Annotated in this window: 19 protein-coding genes and 2 pseudogenes; 9 read left to right on the top strand and 12 right to left on the bottom strand. The window is 68.6% G+C overall.

All coding sequences use genetic code 11. The features are described from left to right. Window positions 1–23 precede the first annotated feature (23 nt). The 5 genes from A4R44_RS00220 (at window position 24) to A4R44_RS48735 (ending at window position 4,922) form a co-directional block, all read left to right on the top strand. Window positions 24–611: a TetR/AcrR family transcriptional regulator gene (locus A4R44_RS00220; RefSeq protein WP_067576484.1), complete on the top strand. Its 588-nt coding sequence runs from the start codon at window positions 24–26 to the stop codon at window positions 609–611. A 55-nt stretch (window positions 612–666) separates the two neighbouring features. Next, window positions 667–1,608 (top strand): carbohydrate kinase, encoded by a 942-nt coding sequence (locus A4R44_RS00225; RefSeq protein ID WP_067575241.1) that lies wholly within the window; start codon window positions 667–669, stop codon window positions 1,606–1,608. A 191-nt stretch (window positions 1,609–1,799) separates the two neighbouring features. Next, window positions 1,800–3,116 (top strand): citrate synthase, encoded by a 1,317-nt coding sequence (locus tag A4R44_RS00230; RefSeq protein WP_067575243.1) that lies wholly within the window; start codon window positions 1,800–1,802, stop codon window positions 3,114–3,116. 63 nt (window positions 3,117–3,179) lie between these two features. After that, a complete protein-coding gene (locus tag A4R44_RS00235) occupies window positions 3,180–4,538 on the top strand; it encodes a deoxyribodipyrimidine photo-lyase (protein WP_067575246.1) in 1,359 nt (452 codons plus the stop codon). Between the two features lie 9 nt (window positions 4,539–4,547). Then, window positions 4,548–4,922, top strand: a complete 375-nt coding sequence (locus A4R44_RS48735; RefSeq protein WP_161269684.1) for a VOC family protein — start codon at window positions 4,548–4,550, stop codon at window positions 4,920–4,922. A 39-nt stretch (window positions 4,923–4,961) separates the two neighbouring features. Here A4R44_RS48735 and A4R44_RS49835 read toward each other — a convergent pair whose 3' ends face one another. After that, entirely contained in the window at window positions 4,962–5,120 is a 159-nt protein-coding gene (locus tag A4R44_RS49835) for a hypothetical protein (RefSeq protein ID WP_232791448.1), read from the bottom strand. Window positions 5,121–5,507: 387 nt separating this feature from the next. On the opposite strand from A4R44_RS49835, the pseudogene A4R44_RS52125 reads away from it, so the two are divergent. Further along, window positions 5,508–5,638 (top strand): annotated as a pseudogene (locus tag A4R44_RS52125) (MerR family transcriptional regulator); the annotation flags it as partial. A 66-nt stretch (window positions 5,639–5,704) separates the two neighbouring features. Further along, complete coding sequence (locus tag A4R44_RS52130) at window positions 5,705–5,890, top strand: hypothetical protein (protein ID WP_237440076.1); 186 nt, start codon at window positions 5,705–5,707, stop codon at window positions 5,888–5,890. Here the strand turns inward: A4R44_RS52130 and A4R44_RS00245 are convergent. From A4R44_RS00245 to A4R44_RS00265, 5 genes are all read right to left on the bottom strand, one after another. Then, window positions 5,887–7,065: an ABC transporter permease gene (locus tag A4R44_RS00245; RefSeq protein ID WP_067575248.1), complete on the bottom strand. Its 1,179-nt coding sequence runs from the start codon at window positions 7,063–7,065 to the stop codon at window positions 5,887–5,889. The two genes, A4R44_RS52130 and A4R44_RS00245, sit on opposite strands and share 4 nt — an antisense overlap. Continuing rightward, a complete protein-coding gene (locus tag A4R44_RS00250) occupies window positions 7,062–7,961 on the bottom strand; it encodes an ABC transporter ATP-binding protein (RefSeq protein WP_202507431.1) in 900 nt (299 codons plus the stop codon). The genes A4R44_RS00245 and A4R44_RS00250 overlap by 4 nt, the downstream gene beginning before the upstream one ends. Before the next feature lie 2 nt (window positions 7,962–7,963). Beyond that, on the bottom strand, window positions 7,964–8,206 hold the full coding sequence (locus A4R44_RS00255; RefSeq protein WP_067575251.1) for a helix-turn-helix transcriptional regulator: 243 nt from the start codon (window positions 8,204–8,206) through the stop codon (window positions 7,964–7,966). Window positions 8,207–8,383: 177 nt separating this feature from the next. After that, window positions 8,384–9,919, bottom strand: coding sequence for a glycerol-3-phosphate dehydrogenase/oxidase (locus A4R44_RS00260; RefSeq protein WP_067575253.1), 1,536 nt, complete (start codon window positions 9,917–9,919; stop codon window positions 8,384–8,386). Beyond that, on the bottom strand, window positions 9,916–10,560 hold the full coding sequence (locus A4R44_RS00265; RefSeq protein WP_067575255.1) for a TetR/AcrR family transcriptional regulator: 645 nt from the start codon (window positions 10,558–10,560) through the stop codon (window positions 9,916–9,918). The genes A4R44_RS00260 and A4R44_RS00265 overlap by 4 nt, the downstream gene beginning before the upstream one ends. Before the next feature lie 16 nt (window positions 10,561–10,576). Here A4R44_RS00265 and A4R44_RS00270 point away from each other — a divergent pair, with 16 nt between their 5' ends. Both A4R44_RS00270 and A4R44_RS00275 read left to right on the top strand, forming a co-directional pair. After that, window positions 10,577–12,187: an FAD-binding oxidoreductase gene (locus A4R44_RS00270; protein WP_232791449.1), complete on the top strand. Its 1,611-nt coding sequence runs from the start codon at window positions 10,577–10,579 to the stop codon at window positions 12,185–12,187. Window positions 12,188–12,215: 28 nt separating this feature from the next. Beyond that, window positions 12,216–12,923: a class I SAM-dependent methyltransferase gene (locus A4R44_RS00275; protein ID WP_067575257.1), complete on the top strand. Its 708-nt coding sequence runs from the start codon at window positions 12,216–12,218 to the stop codon at window positions 12,921–12,923. On the opposite strand, the gene A4R44_RS00280 is transcribed toward A4R44_RS00275, so the two are convergent. From A4R44_RS00280 to A4R44_RS00310, 6 genes and pseudogenes are all read right to left on the bottom strand, one after another. Beyond that, a complete protein-coding gene (locus A4R44_RS00280) occupies window positions 12,916–13,473 on the bottom strand; it encodes a hypothetical protein (RefSeq protein WP_067575259.1) in 558 nt (185 codons plus the stop codon). The genes A4R44_RS00275 and A4R44_RS00280 overlap by 8 nt on opposite strands. Window positions 13,474–13,538: 65 nt before the next feature. After that, window positions 13,539–14,636: an S-(hydroxymethyl)mycothiol dehydrogenase gene (locus tag A4R44_RS00285; RefSeq protein ID WP_067575261.1), complete on the bottom strand. Its 1,098-nt coding sequence runs from the start codon at window positions 14,634–14,636 to the stop codon at window positions 13,539–13,541. 498 nt (window positions 14,637–15,134) lie between these two features. Next, window positions 15,135–16,401, bottom strand: a pseudogene (locus tag A4R44_RS00295) (peptidase C39 family protein). Between the two features lie 74 nt (window positions 16,402–16,475). Continuing rightward, window positions 16,476–16,877, bottom strand: coding sequence for a PaaI family thioesterase (locus tag A4R44_RS00300; RefSeq protein ID WP_067575265.1), 402 nt, complete (start codon window positions 16,875–16,877; stop codon window positions 16,476–16,478). A gap of 52 nt (window positions 16,878–16,929) precedes the next feature. Continuing rightward, window positions 16,930–18,645, bottom strand: a complete 1,716-nt coding sequence (locus tag A4R44_RS00305) for a TIGR03767 family metallophosphoesterase (protein WP_067575267.1) — start codon at window positions 18,643–18,645, stop codon at window positions 16,930–16,932. A 562-nt stretch (window positions 18,646–19,207) separates the two neighbouring features. Beyond that, window positions 19,208–19,672, bottom strand: coding sequence for a hypothetical protein (locus A4R44_RS00310; RefSeq protein ID WP_067575269.1), 465 nt, complete (start codon window positions 19,670–19,672; stop codon window positions 19,208–19,210). Window positions 19,673–19,748 lie beyond the last annotated feature (76 nt).

Consider the following 19,748-nt stretch of genomic DNA (forward strand, 5'->3'; position numbering starts at 1 on the left):
GATCGGTAGGAGATAGTGACGTGATGTCCACCCCTGAAGCCCGTCGCCGTCCCACCGCGCGGCAGCAGGCGCTGCTGCGCGAGCTTGAGGCGTTGTTCCTGGCGGAGGGCTTCGCCGGCTTCACGCTCGACGATCTGGCCGCCCGGCTCCGCTGCTCGAAATCGACGCTGTACGCGCTCGCACCGAGCAAGGAGCAGCTCGCGGTCAAGGTCGTCGCGCACTTCTTCCGCGACGCCGCCGAACGCCTGGAAAAGCGGATCGCGGGCATCGACGACGCGCGCGAGCTGATCGGCGAGTACCTCTCCGGCGTCTCTGAGCACCTGAACCGGGCGTCGCCGGAGTTCATGGCCGACATCGCCGCGTTCGCGCCCGCCCGCGACACCTATCAGCTCAACAGCCGCGCCGCCGCGCGCCAGATCCGCGGGTTCATCGACAAGGGCGTCGCCGACGGGGTGTTCCGCGACGTGCACGCGCGGCTCGTGGCCGAAATGACCGGACTGATCATCGAGGGCATTCAAACCGGGGTGCTCGGCAGGCGCACCGACGTGTCCGACGCGGAAGCGTTCACCGCGCTCGGCGAACTTCTGCTCGGCGGGCTCGACAAGAACTGATTTGTCCGCATCGGGACAGGAATTGTCAGCACCGGTTCCTCTACACTCGCCGCTTGTGATCGTGGTGGGTGGAGAGGCGCTGGTCGACCTCGTTCCTGGCGAACCGTTGGATTCCACTGTGGACGGTGGGTTGCGCGCGTTGCTGCCCCGGCTCGGCGGTGGTCCGTACAACGTCGCGCTCGCCGTGGCCCGGCTCGGCGTTCCCGCGTCGTTCCTGTCCCGGGTTTCCACTGACCGGTTCGGCGTCGCGTTGGCGGATCGCCTTTCCGCTTCGAACGTCGACACCTCGTTGCTGCAGCGCGGTGCCGAGCCAACGACACTCGCCGTCGTCGCGCTCGACGAACGCGGTGCCGCGCAGTACACCTTCTACGTCGAGGGAACCGCTGATCGGCTGGTCTCCGATCCTGGTGCGCTGCCAGAAGAAACCACCGCGCTGTCGCTCGGAACGCTCGGCATGGTGCTCGAACCCGGCGCGAGCGCGTACGAGCGAATTCTGCGCCGCGAAGCCGCGCGTGGGACCCTGACGGTGCTTGACCCGAACATCCGGGAGGCGCTCATCGCCGACCCGGCGGCTTATCGCGCGCGCTTCGCGTCGTGGCTGCCGGACGTGCGGTTGCTGAAAATCTCCGACGACGACGCCGCGTGGCTCGCCGAAGGGGCGGACCCGGTAGCCGCCGCGAAATCGTGGGTGGAGTCCGGTGTGGACGCCGTCGTGCTCACCCGGGGCGCGGACGGCCTGTCTGTGATCACTTCGGCTGGTGAGCTGGCCCACGTTCCGTCCCGCAAGGTCGCGGTCGCGGACACGATCGGCGCCGGGGACACCGTGCAGGGCGCGTTGCTGGCCTGGCTGCACGAGCGCACCGTGCGCGACCTGGCCGCACTCGACGCGAACGCGTGGACCGAAGCGCTTGCTTATGCGGCGAAAGCGGCGTCGATCACGGTCTCCCGCAGCGGAGCGGAGCCGCCGACTGCCGCGGATATGGCGGCCACCGTGTGAACCTGGTCCCAATGGGGCCTTTTGGGGCAACGCAGCGAGTGCGGACTGACCCACCCTTCGACTAGCGTAGTGGTGAATTCATACCCAGCGGGGCGGTGTGCAGCGAGGCGCGTGTTTCCTCGCGTGAACACGTGGCTACTGCGGAACCTTGCAGGCGCCGCCGTCCCGTGCCCAACGTGAGAGGGACCTGCATGTCCGACGCGACGAATGCGGGGCAGTCCGGCGGCGAAACCGCGACGCTGCGCCTGCCGAGTGGCGAGCACGAGTTCAAGGTCGTCAACCCGGTCGAGGGCGCGCCGGGGATCGAGCTGGGAAAGCTGCTGGCGCAGACGGGGTACATCACCTATGACCCCGGGTTCGTCAACACCGGCGCCGCGTCGTCGGCCATCACCTACATCGACGGTGATGCGGGCATCCTGCGCTACCGCGGCTACCCGATCGAGCAGCTGGCGGAGAAGTCCACCTTCATCGAGGTGTCCTACCTGCTCATCTACGGCGAGCTGCCGACCGAGGCCCAGCTGGCCGACTTCACCGAGCGGATCCAGCGGCACACCCTGCTGCACGAGGACCTCAAGGCGTTCTTCTCCGGCTTCCCGCGCGACGCGCACCCGATGCCGGTGCTCTCCAGCGCCGTTTCCGCGCTGTCGACCTTCTACCAGGACTCGCTGAACCCGTTCGACGAGCCCAACGTCGAGCTGTCCACTATCCGCCTGCTGGCGAAGGTGCCGACGCTCGCGGCGTACGCGTACAAGAAGTCCGTCGGCCAGCCGCTGCTGTACCCGGACAACTCGCTGGGCCTGGTGGAGAACTTCCTGCGGATGACGTTCGGCTTCCCGGCCGAGCCGTACGAGGTCGACCCGGACGTGGCGAAGGCGCTCGACCTGCTGTTCATCCTGCACGCCGACCACGAGCAGAACTGCTCCACCTCCACGGTGCGGCTCGTCGGCTCGTCCGAGGCGAACCTGTTCGCCAGCATCTCGGCGGGCATCAACGCGCTGTTCGGCCCGCTGCACGGCGGTGCGAACGCGGCGGTGCTGGAGATGCTCGAGGGCATCCGCGACGACGGCGGCGATGTCGCGACGTTCGTCAACCGCGTGAAGAACAAGGAAAAAGGTGTCAAGCTCATGGGCTTCGGGCACCGCGTCTACAAGAACTACGACCCGCGCGCGAAGATCATCAAGAACACCGCGGACGAGATTCTCGGCAAGCTCAAGGGCGGCGACCAGCTGCTCGACATCGCCAAGAAGCTCGAGGAAACCGCGCTGTCCGACGACTACTTCGTCGAGCGCAAGCTGTACCCGAACGTGGACTTCTACACCGGTCTGATCTATCGCGCGCTCGGGTTCCCGACGAAGTTCTTCACCGTGCTGTTCGCGCTCGGCCGCCTTCCCGGCTGGATCGCGCACTGGCGCGAGATGATCAACGACCCGCAGACGAAGATCGGCCGCCCGCGCCAGATCTACACCGGCTACGAGTCCCGGGACTACACCCCGATGTCGGAGCGCTGAATCCCTGCTTGGTGAAACGCCCCGCCGTGCCTTTGCGCGGCGGGGCGTTTATCGTTGGGCGGCATGACGATGGAAGCGCCGGTCGTGCTGTGGTTCCGCCGGGATCTGCGGTTGCGAGACCATGCCGCCCTGTTCGAGGCGGCCAAGCACAGCAAACGCATTCTGGCGCTGTACGTGCTGGACGACCGGCTGCTCAAACCGGCCGGTTCGCCGCGGGTCGCATTCCTGCTGAATTCCTTGCGGGAGCTGGACAAAGCGTTGTCCGGCCGATTGATGGTGCGCTACGGCGATCCGGTGCGGGAAGTCGTGGCCGCCGCACGGGAGATCCGGGCGGCGGCGGTACACGTCTCTGCGGATACCGCACCATACGGGCGCGAGCGCGACGATGCCGTGGCTGAATCCTTGGCGGAGCATCGAATTCAGTGGGTGCCGACAGGTTCGCCGTACGCCGTGACGCCGGGGCGGGTAACTAAGCCGGACGGGACGCCGTATCGGGTGTTCACTCCCTTCTATCGTGCTTGGGCGCAGCACGGCTGGCCTCGTCCGGCGGATACGAATGTGTCTATTGTGGACTGGATAAAGCCTTCTTCCTCCGAGTCCCTGCCGGAAACGCCGGAGGTGGAGTGCGAGCTTCCGCCAGCTGGCGAGGAAGCCGCGTTATCCGGGTGGGAGGATTTTCTCTCCGCCGGTCTCGCGGATTACGCGACGGAACGCGATCGTCCGGACCATGCTGGCACCACAAAGCTTTCCCCCTATCTGCGCTGGGGCGCGATCCATCCGCGGACGATGCTGGCCGACCTGGCCGGGAAGCGGTCCGAGGGTGCGCAGGCACTGCGGTCCGAACTGTGCTGGCGCGAGTTTCACGCCGACGTCCTGTGGAACCGGCCGGAAACCGCGCGGCGGAACTATGACCGGCGGTTCGACGGAATGCGTTACGACACCGGAAAAACCGCGCAGGAGATGTTCGCGCTGTGGTGCGAGGGGCGGACCGGCTACCCGATCGTCGACGCCGGAATGCGGCAGTTGCTGGCCGAGGGCTGGATGCACAACCGGGTCCGGATGGTCGTGGCGAGTTTCCTCGTGAAGGACCTGCATTTGCCGTGGTGGTGGGGTGCGCGGCACTTCATGAAGCATCTGGTGGACGGCGATCTGGCGTCGAACCAGCTGAACTGGCAATGGGTCGCCGGATCCGGGACGGACGCCGCGCCGTACTTCCGGATCTTCAATCCGACCACGCAGGGCCAGAAATTCGACCCGCAGGGCGATTATGTGCGCCGGTACGTGCCGGAATTGCGTGGCGTGGAAGGGAAAGCGGTGCACGTGCTGAAGGAGCGTCCGGAGGAGTATCCGGAGCCGATCGTGGAGCACGCGGAGGAGCGGCAGGTCGCGCTGCAGCGGTATGGGGCGATCACGGGGTCTTAGCGTGGACACATGAGCTTCGCTGTGCACGCCGCAGAACAGACCGGCGGCACGGTCACCGACCTCGACCGGGCCACTGACTTCTGGGTCGACACGCTCGGTTTCACGCTGGCCCGGCGCGGGCATCTCGGCGGGGAGTTCGCCGCGGGCATGACCGGGTCGCCGGTGCGGACACTTCGATCGCCATCGTGGTCGCGCCGGGCGGCCATCGAGTCGAGCTGCTGCGATATCACCTCCCGGAGAACCGGCGCAGCCTGCGGCCCCGGCCGTGCGACGTGGGTTCGGCGGGTACCAGGTTTGCCTACTTGCGCGACAAACAGGACGGTGCGGTGCTCGAACTTATTGAGCCCGCAGCCGGCTTGGAAACAAGCTGACTTCGAGTCTTGACGTCGGGCGCCCGTTCGTTGCTTTCCGCCAGCTGCTCGGTCAGTTCGGCGAGTTCGCCATCTGCCGACCGGATTGTCCGCCGGTCGGGAAGCGGCCGATTTCGGTCAGCGTGAAGCTGATCTCTTGGCAGAACAGCACAACGCCGACGTCCCTGACCGCTGGCTCGGCGTAACGCCTTCGCCCCGCTTCCCGTTCCACCGGTCGACTGGCCGGGTGCGTTTGGGTCGAGAATCTGTCGCTCAGCGAAGGGTCGTTCGATGCCGCGTTGGCTGTGCACACGCTGGGCATGTGGCCGGATCCGGTTGCCCGGCTGCGGGAACCGGATTGCTCGCGGAGGCTGGCTTTCCCCGGTCTCGCACCGAAATGCTCGACTTGGATCCGCCAGTCGTGTGCGTCCTGGCGTTTCCGGCGGTGCTTGACTGGCCTCAGAGCACGGTTTTCTCGCTGGTGACCATGGTCCCGGCGGAAGCCAGATCGATGAACTTCGCCTCGTCCGGGTGGGTAGTTCTCGGACGCGAAGAACGAGTCGTGGCCGGCCCCGTCGTCGAACCAGATCTCGGTGATCCCGTCGTAGGCGGGAGCGGCATGCGGATCGGGGAGCTGTCCGCCCGGACGGGGGTGAGCCGGCGGCTGCTGCGCTACTACGAAGAGCAAGGGCTGCTGGTCAGCGAGCGGGCCGTCAGCGGCATTACGCCGACGAGCACGTCCGCCGGGTCGAACTCATCCGGGCCTTCTTGGCCGCGGGGCTGTCCACCCGGGTCATCGCCGAGATGGTGCCGTGCATGGCCGAACCCAGCGCGAGCAAGGCACACCGTGCCCTGGCGACGATGCGGCGAGAGCACGGTCGGCTGTCCTCGGCGATCGATCGCCTCGCCGAGGCGCGGTCCGCGCTCGACGGGCTGATCGAGGTCAACCAGAGCTACCTCGCCGATAGCCACACGGATCCCACGCCGAGTCGCGTGCCCTAACGGCGCAATGCGTCAACCAGCCGCACTCGGCTGCCGACCCGCAACACTCCATTCCGATACACTCGCGCACCCGCCCAGGTGACTACCGCGATCAGCGCGACCGTCAGCACCAGAGACAGCACGATTTCCCACGGCCGGACCGTGCCGAGCGCGATCCTCGCGGGCATCAGGACCGGCGACAGCAACGGGATCAGCGACACGACCCGCGTCGCCGTCCCCTGCGGTGCTTGCGTGAGCAGATTGATTCCCGCGACAAACCCGATGACCAGCGCGATATTCACCGGCCCCACTACGGCCTGCGTGTCTTCTTGCCGGGACACCAGCGCACCGGCCGCGCCGTAGAGCATGGCGTAGAGGAGGAAACCGAGCAGGTACCAGACGAGACCCCAGCCCAGCGTTCCCAGCGTGACGCTGGAAATCGAGAACACCCCGGAAACGCCACCGGCCACCAAACCTGCCACGGCGAGGACTGCGAGCTGCGCCAACCCGACCAGGCCGAGCCCGATGACCTTGCCCAGCAGCAAATGCACCGGCCGGACCGTCGCGAGCAGGATCTCCACCACGCGGCTGGATTTCTCCTCGACCACGCCCTGTGCGACGAACATTCCGTAGGTCATGATGCTGACGTACAACAGAATCGCGATCACGATCCCGGTCACGAGCTTCGCCCCGGCTCGCGGATCCGCCGGTTCGAGAGACTGGACGTCGGCATGGGTGGCAGACACTGCCTGGTGCACGGCGGCGGGGTCGAGATTCGCGGAGTACAGCTGAGCGTCCAAAACCTGTTGCTGTGCGATGTGGTCGAGCGTCGTCCGCAGCTCGGAGTCCAAAGTGGACTTGACGGTCACCCGCGGCCGGGAAGCGCTGCCGGACACGAGCGCGTCGGCGTCACCGTCGCGGACCTTGGTCAATCCGTCCGATTCGGACTGCACCAGGACGATCTTGAGGTTCCGGTCGGTGTTCTCCAGTTGCGTGGCGATCCCCTGCGCCTGCCCGGCTAGCGCGACTTCGGTGGTCGACCGGTCATGGGCGAGGAAGACCTGCAGTGTCACGTAACCCAGCAGCAGCAACAACATCACCGCGGTGCTGACCACAAAGGACCGGGTGCGCAGCCGTGCGTTGAGCTCCCGTTTGGCCACCAGCCGCACCGCGCGGGTGGAGCGGATCCGGCTCATCGAGGTGCTCCCGGCGTGGCGACGGAGTCGTGGAACAGGTCGGCCAGCCTGCGACGGCGGTGGCTGAATTCCGTCACCGGGCCGGTGGCCAGCGCGGCGGCGAGCACGGCCTGATCGTCGGCACTCGGCGACAGTTCCAGGACAGTCGTGCTGCCGCGGTTTTCGACGACGCGGGCACCAGGAACCGTTGCCGCCCAACCGGGATGAGCGCTGGGCGCGGTGACCACCAGCCGACGTCCGGCGTAGCGGGTCAGCTCGTCCACGGTGCCGACCGCGACCATCCGGCCGTCGCGGATGATGCCGACCCGGTCGCACAGCCGCTCCACGAGGTCGAGCTGATGGCTGGAAAACACCACCGGCACGCCGGTCGCCGCCTTCTCGCGCAACACGCCGCTCAGCACGTCGACGGCGAGCGGGTCGAGGCCGGAAAACGGCTCGTCGAGCACGAGCAGCGCCGGGTCGTGCACCAGTGCGGCGGCGAGCTGCACGCGTTGCTGATTGCCGAGACTGAGCTTCTGGATGTCGTCCTCGCGCTTCGGCCCGAGCCCAAGCCGCGCGATCCACAACTCGGCGGCGCGGTGCGCGTCGTTGGTGCTGAGGCCGTGCAGTTCGGCGAGGTAGACGAGCTGGTCGATGACCTTCATTTTCGGGTACAGACCGCGCTCTTCGGGCATGTACCCGATCTGCGCGCGGGTGTCGTGCGTGACCGGTCGCCCGGCGAACCGCACCTCGCCGGAGTCGGCGGCCAGCACGCCGAGCGCGATCCGCATCGTGGTGGTCTTGCCCGCCCCGTTGCTGCCGACGAACCCGAACAGCTCGCCGGACGCCGCGGTGAAACTCACTCCGTCGAGCACGGTTTTCGCGCCGAACCGCTTGCTGACCCGGTCGATCTCCAGCGTCACGCGTCCCCCTCCCGCGGCGCACGGCTGAACACGGCCTCCACCGGCAGGTCGAACACCGCGCAGATGCGCAGCGCCAGGTCGAGGCTGGGGTAATGATCCCCGCGCTCCAGCGCCCCGATCGTCTGCGGATTGACCTCGATCGCCTCGGCAAGCTCCGCCCGGCTCATCCCGCGCTCCGCGCGCAGCGCCGGCAGCCGGTTGTGGATCGGCAGCTCCTTGCCACGCCGCACCGGGCTCATGGACCGCACTGTTGCAAAAACCCAACGACCCGTCAAGCTGCCTTGCCGATAGTTGTCCGCCCCAAGGTGGTTTTCTCAGTAGTCGACCCGGCCGCGCCGGGCCGACAGCGAACCCGCCGCACACCGCCCTGCTGAGAAGATCCCAATGCCCCATTGGGGCGATGCTGGCCGCAGGAGTCAGGACAGTCCGGCCAGCGTTTTTTCGACCAGTTCGGCCACCCGCTCGCGGGCGGCTTCGGCGTCGGCAGGGACGAGGGCCAGCCGGGTGCGTCGTTCGAGGACGTCCTCGACGGTCGTCGCGCCTTCGTGGCGGACGGCCCACACCACCTCGGCCGCGGTGATCTCCGTCGACGTGCACAGTGGAGCGGCGAATTCCGGCTCCAGTTCGCCGAGCGCCGCCACGCGGGGTGCTTCGGTGCCGTACTTGGCCGCCAGCCGCGCTGGAGCGTCCACAAGCGACAGCCGCGAGCGCGGTGCGGCACCGATCAGTGGCAGCTTCGAGGTTCGCGAAGGGCCAGCGGGCAATCCGGCGTGTGTCAACGCGGCATCGACGGCGTCCTCGGCCATGCGTCGGTACGTCGTCAGCTTCCCGCCGATCACGGTGAGCACGCCGTCGGAACCGGTGACTACCGCGTGTTTCCGCGAGAGATCCGCACTGCGTCCGGCGGAACCGGAGACGAGCGGCCGCAGTCCGGCGTACGAGCCGATCACGTCGGCAGCGGTCAACGGGCGGTCCAGGACCGAAGACGCTGTCGACAGCAAGAAGTCCACATCGGACTCGGGAACCGTCGGGACATCCGGGACCCCGCCGGATACCGGCTCGTCGGTGAGTCCTAAGTAGACCCGGCCGTCGAGCTGCGGCAGCAGGAACACGAACCGGTTGGTCTCGCCGGGAACCGGGATGTTGACCGACGTGGCTCCGACCCGCACGGTTTCCGGCGCGAGCACCAGGTGTGACCCGCGGGAAGGACGTAGCTGTACGGAGTCAGTCAGCGTGTCCGCCCAGACACCGGTCGCGTTGATGACCTGACGCGCGCGAAGCGTGTACGACGAGACGCCATCACTGACCTGAGCTTCGTTGCCGGACAAGGAAACCGCCGACAAACGCGTGAGGATTCGAGCGCCGAGCAACGCCGCCGTACGGGCAATACTGACCACAAGACGTGCGTCGTCAACCAAAGCACCGTCGTACGCCAGCAAAGCGCCGCGAAGCCCACCGGGAGCCAGGCCGGGGGACAGGGCCAGCGCCTCGGCAGCGGGAATCCGGCGCGGCCCAGGCAGCACTGACGACGGTGTACGCGCAGCTCTCCGCAACCCATCGCCAGCCCGGAGGCCAGTGGCGATCAAAGCCTGCTGCGCGGCGGAAGTACCCGGATAGAGCGGAAAAAGCTGCGGCAGCGCGCGCGTGAGGTGCGGCGCGGTGCGCGTCATGAGGATCCCGCGCTCCACCGCGCTTTCGTGGGCAAGCCCGAGTTCGCCCTTCGCCAGGTATCGCAATCCGCCGTGCACGAGCTTGCTGGACCAGCGCGACGTGCCGAACGCGAGGTCGTGCGCCTCCACCAGAGCGACGGAGAGCCCCCGCGCGGCCGCGTCGAGTGCGATGCCCGCGCCGGTGACACCGCCGCCGACCACCAGGATGTCGACGCGTTCGCCGTCGACCAGCCGGGACAGTTCGCGTTCACGGCGGCGCGCGTTGAGGGATCCGGTGCTCATGGTTTCAACCCCGCTTCGACCAGGTGCCGGAATTCGGCGAGCAATGCGGCCTCGTCGACGTCGGCGGTGGCCGGGCGCAGCGAGAACGCGAACGACTGCACGACCAGGAGCACCGATCGGGCTTGGGCGGCGACCTCGGCGAGGCGCACCGAGCCGTCCCGGTGTCCTTCTTCGAGCAGGCTTCGGAGCACCTGCTCGGCGAAGTGCTGCGTCGCGCCGAGCCGCTCGACGATGTAGGGCAGCACCAGTTCGGCGTCGACGTCCAGCAGTGTCCGGAACAGCGGATCGGCCGACAACGCTCCGACGCTGGCCGCCGCCAGGTGCACGATGCGGTCGCGCGCGTGCGCTGCCTGGTCGCCGGTCTCGTTCACCCGTTGCAGCAGGCCGCTGAACTCGCGCGTCATCAGCGCGGCGAGCACACTGCGGACGTCGGGGAACCGCCGGTACACCGTCATACGGCTGACCTGCGCGGTTCGGGCGATTTCGGCCAGCGTGGTGCGCCGGACGCCGACTGCGAGCACGCACCGGCGCGCGGCGTCGAGGAGCTCGTCGCCGGCGACGCGAGCCGAGGTCGGGCGGCTGCGGGCGTCCGCGAGTGCGGAAGGGGCCGCTCCCGGTCGGGAGTGACGTTTGACGTCCATATGTCACACTGTAGTCGTGAGCGATCTCATCAACCACCGCATCCGGCGTTCGTGGACCGAACAGGGCGGAGCCTCGGCCGGCCTGCCCGACCGCGCGGTCCGGTGGCTTGGCCAGCGTATCGGCCAGGTCGGTCCGGATCGAGGAGATAAAACCGGCGCGGGCAGCCCGGTCGCCGAGTCCGCGCTGACGGTGCCCGTCCGTACCGAATTCGAGGAACTTCTCGGCGCGGACCACGTGCTCGTCGACCCGGGGGAACGGCTCGGCCGCACCGGTGGTCTGTCCTATCTGGACCTGCTGCACGCGCGGGCTGGCGACGAGGTGCCGGTGCCGGACGCGGTGCTGCTGCCCGCGGACCCGGACCAGGTGCAGGCCGTGCTGGAGGTCTGCGTGCGCCACGACATCGGCGTGGTCCCGTTCGGCGGCGGCACGTCGGTGGTCGGCGGGGTCGCGGCGCTGCGCGGCGGCAAGGCGGCGGTGGTCGTGCTGGACCTGGTGCGGCTCGACGAGCTGGTGTCGGTGGACCCGGTGTCGCGGATCGCGGTGCTGCGGGCCGGTGTGCGCGGTCCGGAGGCGGAGCGGCTGCTCGCGGCGCACGGATACACGCTCGGCCACGTGCCGCAGTCGTTCGAGCGCGCGACCATCGGCGGGTTCGCGGCCACGCGTTCGGCCGGGCAGGCGTCGTCCGGTTACGGCCGGTTCGAGGACATGGTCGCCGGGCTCCGGCTGGCCACGCCGAAGGGCGAGTGGCGGCTCGGCGTCGCGCCGGCGTCCGCGGCCGGTCCGGATCTGCGGCAGCTCGCGGTCGGCAGCGAGGGCACGCTCGGCGTGATCACCGAGGTCGCGCTGCGGGTCCGGCCGTTGCCGGAGCAGCGGCATTACGAGGGCTGGATCGTCGACGGCTGGGCGGCCGGAGCGGCGGCGGTGCGGAAGCTCGCGCAGGACCACGCGCTGGCGGACGTCACCCGGCTGTCCGACGTGGACGAGACGAATGTGTCGTTCTCGCTCAACGCCGGGCTGAAGACCACGGCGCTCAAGACGTACCTCGCGGCGCGCGGGATCAAGAACCCGTGCCTGCTGATCGTCGGCTGGGAAGGCGACGTCGCTCGGTGCCGGCGGCGGACGTCGGCGATGCTGAAGTGTTCCGGTGCCGTGCGGATCGGCAAGGTGCTCGGCGAATCGTGGCGGCACGGCCGGTTCAACGGACCGCGGCAGCGCGACGCGTTGCTGGATCTCGGCGTGTGCGTGGAAACCCTGGAAACCGCGGCCTATTGGTCCAATCTGGACGAACTGCACGACGCGGTGCGCGCGGCTTTGGTGGCCTCGCTGGGCCGGGCGATCGTGATGTGCCACGTTTCGCACGCTTACGAAACCGGTGCGTCGCTGTACTTCACCGTGCTGACCTCGCGCGACGACACCGATCCGGTCGGACAGTGGCAGCGCGCGAAGGCGGCGGCGTGCGAGGCGATCAGCGGCCTCGGGACGATCAGCCACCACCACGCGGTCGGCCTCGACCACGCGCCGTACCTGGAGGCGGAGATCGGCCGGATCGGGCTGGACGTGCTGCGCGCGGCCAAGTCCGCGGTCGACCCGACCGGGATCCTGAACCCCGGAAAACTGCTCTGCTGAACGCGCCCGCGCGGGCAGACTGGCGCGGGTGAGCGATGCAGTGGGTTCCTTTCCGCAATACGAAGTGTTCGCCGACGAATTCCTCGACCACGCGCAGAACGGGTTCTACAACGCGCATTACGACCGCCCGGCCTGCCTGGAATTGCTGGGCGACGTCGCCGGGCAGCACGTCCTCGACGCCGCGTGCGGTCCTGGCCTCTACGCCGAAGAACTGACCGCCCGCGGCGCGCGGGTGACCGGGTTCGACCTCAGCCCGCGCATGGTCGAGCTGAGCCGGGAGCGGGTGCCGGCGGGCGAGTTCCGCGTCCAGGGCCTGGCCGAACCGCTGAGCTGGCTGCCGGACGCGTCGGTGGACCAGGTGCTGTTCGCCCTCGCGCTGGAGTATGTGGACGACCGGGTCGGCGCCCTGCGCGAGTTCCGCCGGGTGCTGCGGCCGGGCGGCGCGCTGGTGCTGTCGAGGCAGCATCCGACCGGCGACTGGCTCCGGCACGGCGGCAACTACTTCGAGGTCCGGGTGATCGAGGAGGTCTGGAGCCGCGGCTGGAGGGTCCGGTACTGGCTGGCTCCGCTGGAGCGCACCTGCGAGGAGTTGCGCGAGGCCGGATTCCTGATCGAGCAGCTGCGCGAGGGACGTCCGTCCGCCGAAGCCGCCTTGGCCGATCCGGAACGGCATGCTCGCCTTGCCCGGGAACCGGTCGGCTTCCTCACCGTGCGCGCGATTCCGCGGGTCAGCTGAAGGTGTGCTGCGGCGGCAGGACGGTGCAGGCGAGGCCGTGTCCGGTCGCTGGTTCGCCAGCCAGCAGCGCCGCGTCCGCCTGGGCGACGTCGGCAACGCGCACCGGAGACCCGTTGACCAGCAACGGGAATCGGATTGGTGCGGCACCGACGTAAGCGTGCACTCCGGAAAGCAGCACGCCGTCCAGCCGGATGTCGGCGTTGTCCAGCATCGCCAGGTCGTACCGATTCCCGCGGCCCTCGCAGATGTCCAGCACCGCCAGCTGTTCTGGCGTCGCGAACCAGACGAAGTGGTTCTCCGCCACGCCCGGCAGCGCGGCGAGCGTTGCCGGGCGCTGGCCGTCGCGTCGCCGCAACCCGGCGGCCCACACCGCGGCGAGCCCGGTGCACTGCACGCGCGCCGCGACCACCGGCCCGGTCAGGCCGAGCTGGGTGCGCAGCCAGGTGATCTTCGACGGGCACGCGTTCGACCCGTACGCGAGCACCGGCGTGCGCGAACGCCACCCCGGCGGCGCGGTGTCCAAGGCGTGGCCCGCGCCGTCGAGGTGCACGTACGAGCAGTCCGGCCGGGTTCCCGGGTACGGGTCGGCCGGATAGTCCGCGTCGGCGAAAAGGATCAGAATTCCACCACGCTGCGCAGCACGTCGCCGTGGTGCATTCGCTCGAAAGCCTGCTCCACGCCGTCGACGCCGATCCGCTCCGTGACGAACTTGTCCAGCGGCAGCCTGCCTTGCAGGTACAGGTCGACCAGCATCGGGAAGTCCCGCGACGGCAGGCAGTCGCCGTACCACGACGACTTCAGCGAACCGCCGCGCGAGAAGAAGTCGATCAGCGGCAGGTCGTCGAGCTTCATGTCCGGCGTGGGCACGCCGACCAGCACGACGGTACCGGCGAGGTCGCGGCCGTAGAATGCCTGCCGCCAGGTCTCCGGGCGGCCGACCGCGTCGATCACGACGTCCGGGCCGAACGAGTTCGTCGCGTCCTGCATCGCGGCGACCACGTCCTCCTCGCTCAGTCCGCGGCTGTTGACCGTGTGCGTGGCCCCGAAGTCCTTGGCCCACTGGAGTTTCCGGTCGTCGGTGTCGATCGCGACGATCGTGGTCGCCCCGGCCAGCCGCGCACCCGCGACGGCCGCGTCGCCGACGCCGCCGCAGCCGATCACCGCGACCGAATCGCCGCGCCCGACCGCCCCGGTGTTGATCGCCGCGCCCAGCCCGGCCATCACGCCGCAGCCCAGCAGCCCGGCGACGGCGGGTTCGGCCCGCTCGTCGACCTTGGTGCACTGTCCACTGTGGACGAGCGTCTTGCCGAGGAACGCTCCGACGCCCAGCGCGGGCGACAGCTTCGTGCCGTCGGTGAGCGTCATGGGCTGCTCGGCGTTGAAAGTCGAGAAGCAGTACCAGGGCTTACCTCGTTTGCAGGCCCGGCAGGTGCCGCAGACCGCGCGCCAGTTCAGGATCACGTAGTCGCCAGGTGCGAGATCGGTGACGCCCGCGCCGACCTTGTCCACCCGTCCCGCGGCCTCGTGCCCGAGCAGGAACGGGAACTCGTCGTTGATCCCGCCCTCGCGATAGTGCAGGTCGGTGTGGCACACCCCGCACGCCTGCACCGAGACGACCGCCTCACCCGGTCCGGGGTCGGGCACCACCACCGTTTCGAGCGTGACCGGCTCACCCTTGGCCCGCGACACCACTCCCTGGACCTCGTACGGCATGCGCACAACCTTTCACCCGCGACGGCGTTCCCAGCCGCAGCTAACCACGGATCATGCGCATATCGCCATAGCCCAGCCTCGTGAGTGTTGGTCGCGGTTAGCACTGGGATTGCCGCTCACGAGCCACCTACTCCTCCCTCACCATATCCAGCTGCCCACATACTCCTGCAACAGACGAAACAGAATCCAACCCAACGCAGGCACCCGCCCCGGACCCTTGAAGCGCCCGCCGCCACCGGAGATGTCCTCAAGCCGCGCCCCGGCCCACGATCTCGCGGGACGCCGCGCGCTCTTTCCGGAAGAGCGCCCTGATGTCGTCCGATGGGAGCCTGCTGATGCGCAGTTCGGCCTCAGCCAGGCCGTCCAGCTCGTGCAGCAGCGCGGCCCGGTAATAGCCGAGGTAAGCGAGGAGCAGTTCTCCGGGGGTCCGACAGGGTATCCGGGGGTTCGGTCCCGGAGGCACACCAACCCCGGACCGGCGAGGCGAACCAGCGCGTTTTACGGGGTGATCAGGTAGACCACGCCGCCCGGCCCGCTGGCCACCGCGCCGCTCTCGGTGTGCCGCTTCGTGCGCTGCCAGATCTTCTCGAACTGGTCCCGCTTGTACACCGTGCGCACGCGGCCATCGGAGCTGGACGCCGGGTCGTTCGCGATCACGTCGCCCGCCTGGGTGAAGCCGACGACGACCATCAGGTGTCCGGCCGTGCCGTAGCCCGCGCCGTCGAGTTCGCTGGCCAGGAACGACTGCGAGGTGATCACCGGGATGCCGTGCGCGATGTAGCCTTCGAGTTCGTTGAGGTCGTGCAGCCGGGTGATGTGCCCGCGCAAGCCCAGCGAAGCGGCGTACGCGGTGTTGAACGGCCAGTTGCCGGTGCCGTCGTAGGCGTAGTCGTAGGTGCCGCGCGCGGCGTAGACGACCGACCGGTCCTGGTAGTCCGCCGGGATCCAGTCCATCTGCTGCGCGGTCGGCTTGCGGTGCCAGTATTCGGCGACCATCTCGGTCGAGGTCGGGCTGCACCAGGCCTCACCGCCGCCGCCGTACTGCGGGAACTGTCCTTTGTGGATGTTCTGGGCGAACGGCGGCACCTTCAGCTCGATCCCGCGCGCTCGGCCGGGCTTGGTGGTCTGGACGTCGAACCGGTCGGGGACGTTCGAGGTCATCGCGCCGAGTGAGGACAGTGTCGGCGTGGTCGGCGAACCCTGCTCGCGGTAGAGCGTCACGCGCAACTGGTACGAGCGCAGCGTGACGCCTGCCTTCGTGGCGAGCGTGTCGACGTCGACCGAGGCGTTGTCGTCGCTCTGTCCGTCGACGCTGGTGCGGTGGATGTCCGCGTCCCCGCTGGCCCAGCGGCCCATCGTGTACCACGTGGTTTCGGCCCCGGCCGAAGTCCGGCCGCGCGCCTGCACCTCAAGCCACGTCTTGGCCGGGGTGCGCGCGTTCCACGACGCGATCAGCTGCGTCGCGTCGAAGCCCTGCCGGTACTTCGGCGACGTCCAGGTGCCGTAGTCGTAGGTGCGCGTGGTGCNGCGTGGTGCCGAGCCCCGGTTCGGTGTGCGCGACGCTGCCGATCGGATGCGTGATCCGCAGGCCGCCGTAGCCGAAGCCGAGCCCGTCGAACTTGCCCGCGAAGAACGAGCTGGACGACCATTCGTGGTAGTCGATGGACTCGTCGTTACGCGCGTGCTGCGGTTCCGCGGCGGCCTGTGCCGCACCAGCCGTGAGCATGACGATGGACAGTAACGTGACCAACCCGCGAACCCGCATTCCGGCTCCGTCCCCAGACCCCAGTGGTAGCCAAAGATTTTCGCCTTCCGGAGCGGGTAAGTAAAGAGCCGCCGCTACAACACTGCTTGCGTCTGGGTGATTTTCGCGGCGAGCTTGCCGTCGTCGTCGCGGATTTCGGTCTCGACGACCACGACGCGGCGCCCGGCGTGCAATGGTGTGGACGACGCAGTGGCATACCCCGAACGGACGCCGCGCAGGAAGTTCGTCTTGGACTCCAGCGTCGTCGTGCCCTGCGCGCCTTCGGGAAGATTGAGGAACGCGCAGACCGCGCCGGTCGAATCGGCCAGCGCCATCAGGGCGCCGCCGTGCAGCACTCCGCCGAGCGTGCACAGGGATTCGTCCCACGCGATCCGGCTGCGGACCAGGGCCGGGCCGTGCTCCAGCACCTCGATGCCGAGCCGCTCGCTGAACGGCATCGTTTTATGGAACAGCTGCGTGCCTTCGACGTCGGTCATGCCGAGCAGTCAACCGCAGCCGGACGCGTGGAGTCGATTACCTCGCGGGTAATCAGCTGAGCGGGTTGGTCAGCAGCAGCTCGGTGTTGCGGTCGCCCGCCTCGCCGACGTGGCTGAGGTTCGCGTGGATGTCGTTGTAGGAGAACTCGCGGTACATCGAGGCGAGCGCGTCGGGGGTCCGGGCGGAGTAGTCCGCGGCGTACGGGGCGTCGGCCTCGATGAGCGTGGTGAACACCGACAGCGTGCCGTCGTGGTTGTCGGCCAGTTCGATGATCCGCGCGTGCTGCGGGAAGTCGATGTGGCTGGCGGTGTTGATCTCCCAGAAGCTCTGCGCCGGGGTCTTGCCGACGTGCGGGGTGATCTTGTTGAGGTGGGTGTGCCCGTTGACCCATGCCACGACGTTCGGGAAGCGCTGCACCATCGCGACGAACGTGTCGCCGTTCAGCCGCGGGTCGAGCAGGTGGCGCGCGTCGGGCAGGAGGTTGCCCATGGTGCCGCTGGTGTGGTGGCTGAAGAGGACGAACAGCTCGTCGGTGACGGAATGGGTCACCTTGCGGCCGAAGAAGTCGTAGTACGTCGAGCTGTTGCGCTTGAGTGTCGCTTCGACCCAGTTGAACTGCGCGAGCCCGATCGAACCGTCCGCGAACCCGCCCTGCGTGGTGGTGTCGAGGCTGATTCCGGTGACGCCGGGAGCGATCCGGAAGGCGTAGTAGACGTCGCGCCCGTCGGAGTTGGCGTCGGTGAAGCCGTGCCCGACCGGCCCCGGCCCGGTGTTCTTCGCGGCGAGATGCGCCTTGACGAACTCCGACGTGCTGAACGGCCGCCGGCGCGGATCCGGCGTGACCTCGCGAACGGTGCCGCCGCCGAACAACTCGCCGAGCGGCACACTCTTGCCCTGTTGGATGGCGGTGCCGAGCTTGCGCGCGCTGCTCTCGTCCTTGCCGACGACCTTGTATTTGCCGGTGTACCAGCCCTCGATGCCCGGGATGCCCTCCGGCAGCGTGCCGACGACGCTGTCGTCGTGATTGCCGAACGTGCAGTACCAGGGCAGGTTCAACCCAGGCGCGGTGAACGCCGCGATCCCGGCTTCGAGCAGCCCGGGGACCTGCGGAAAGCCCTTCTTGGTGTAGTCATCGGCTAGCCGTGTGCCCGGGTTCCAGAACTCCGGATTGCCAGAAGCCTGGACCCCCTCGTAGCGGTTCGGGTCGCCGGAGTTGGGCGTGATCGCGCCGCCGTTGAGCGTCGTGAGGAACCAGTCGAGCTCAAGCAGTTCGTGGTTGTCGGTGTTGTCGCCGGTGGTCACGACGAAGTCGAACTGCCGCCCAGTGAACGGCCCCGCGCGCAAACTGTTGACCCGCTTGACGAGCGCACTGGTCGCGACGGTGCCCAGCGTTTCCTGCGGCCGGTGCGCGGACCCGATGAACGGATGCAGATACTCGAACCGAGCGGGCGATTCGGTGTCGGTGATATGCAGGTCGGTGAACTGCACGAACGCCCCGAGCGCGGTCCGCCGGTCGTCGCGCCCGGACTTGCCCTCAACGAGGTCCGCCCGGACCGCGACCGGCCAGCCCGGCCCGGCGGAAAGCCGCGAGTACCCAGTGGCTGCCCCGGAAGCGGCCTGGTCAAGCGTGGTCCCAGCAGTCCGCACGGCCCGCTGAGCGGTCCGCCTCAACGCACGGTCCAGCGCGTTGGCCGTGGGAGTGCACAGCAGCAACCCCACCCCAGCCGCACCCGCGGTGGTGAACGCCCGCCTGGTCAGTTCCGCCATGTTTTCGCTCCCCGTCTCGCCGGCCCCTCGCACGCTCCTGGACGCCCATGACGGGCCGGTGAACTACGCCGAAGCAGAACGCGAAGGTATCTCACATTTGCCGTGACAATGCGGGAGACTCTGTCACGCCGACCCGGGTGCCACTACCGCCGAACGGAGGGGAGGCCAGGCCGTGCCCAGCGGTACGTGAGGGACGCCCTCACCGCCGCTGATTCCCTGAGGGTTCCCCTCACGACCAGCTACCGGGCCGGGAGGGGCCCGCACGGACCCGCCCGCCCCACCGGGATGCGCCCCAAGGTGACATTGGGTGCAGGCGACGTATCGAATGCCGCTTCGGGGCGCTAGCCCCACTCGCGAAACCGCCGCGTGTACCCAGCGAACGGTGCACCCGCACCACCCTCGCACCCCGCTACGAAGCCCACATGCGGTCCGAGGGTGCTTGCCAAGGCATCTTTCCCGCCTTGACAAGCACCCTCGGACCGTCAGCACAACCAAGCTTCGGGGTGCCCCACGCAAGCAACCGGGCGCGATGTCGCCGCCAGGCGACGAGCCGCCCCCGACCTCAGCAGTAAAACGCGCAAGTGGCCCCCACCGCCGACAACGACACAAAGAACCACACCAAGAAAATCACCGCCGGAATAGCCGCCAGGATCCCGCAAACCAGCCCGGCGATCCCCATCCCCTGCCCGGTCCACCCGGGCTTCCCGCCCTGCACCATCCCGGCCCACGACAGCCCGATCGCGGTAATCGCCGCGACCACGTCAAAGAACGGAACCCAGAAGAAGATCAACGCGACGATCCCGACCACCATCCCGGCGATCGCGAGCCCGCTGGTCTTCAACGGCGCGCCCCCCGGATACGGAGCCGCATACGGCGCCCCGTACATCGGCGCTCCATAGGGTGCCGGCGCGTATCCCGGCGTGGGCGTGGGCCCGGACGGATACCCAGGCGAGGGCACCGGCCCGGAAGGATGCCCCTGCGCCGGGTCCTGGCCGGGATAAGGCTGCTGCTGATAAGGGTCCGTCATGGCTGCACTCCTGCTACGACTGTGGCGACGGTGAGTCGTCGGCGGCTAACGGCGAAACGCTACGCGCGGTCGCCGG

Source organism: Amycolatopsis sp. M39 (genome assembly GCF_001651785.1).
In the GTDB taxonomy this organism is placed as follows: domain Bacteria; phylum Actinomycetota; class Actinomycetes; order Mycobacteriales; family Pseudonocardiaceae; genus Amycolatopsis; species Amycolatopsis rubida.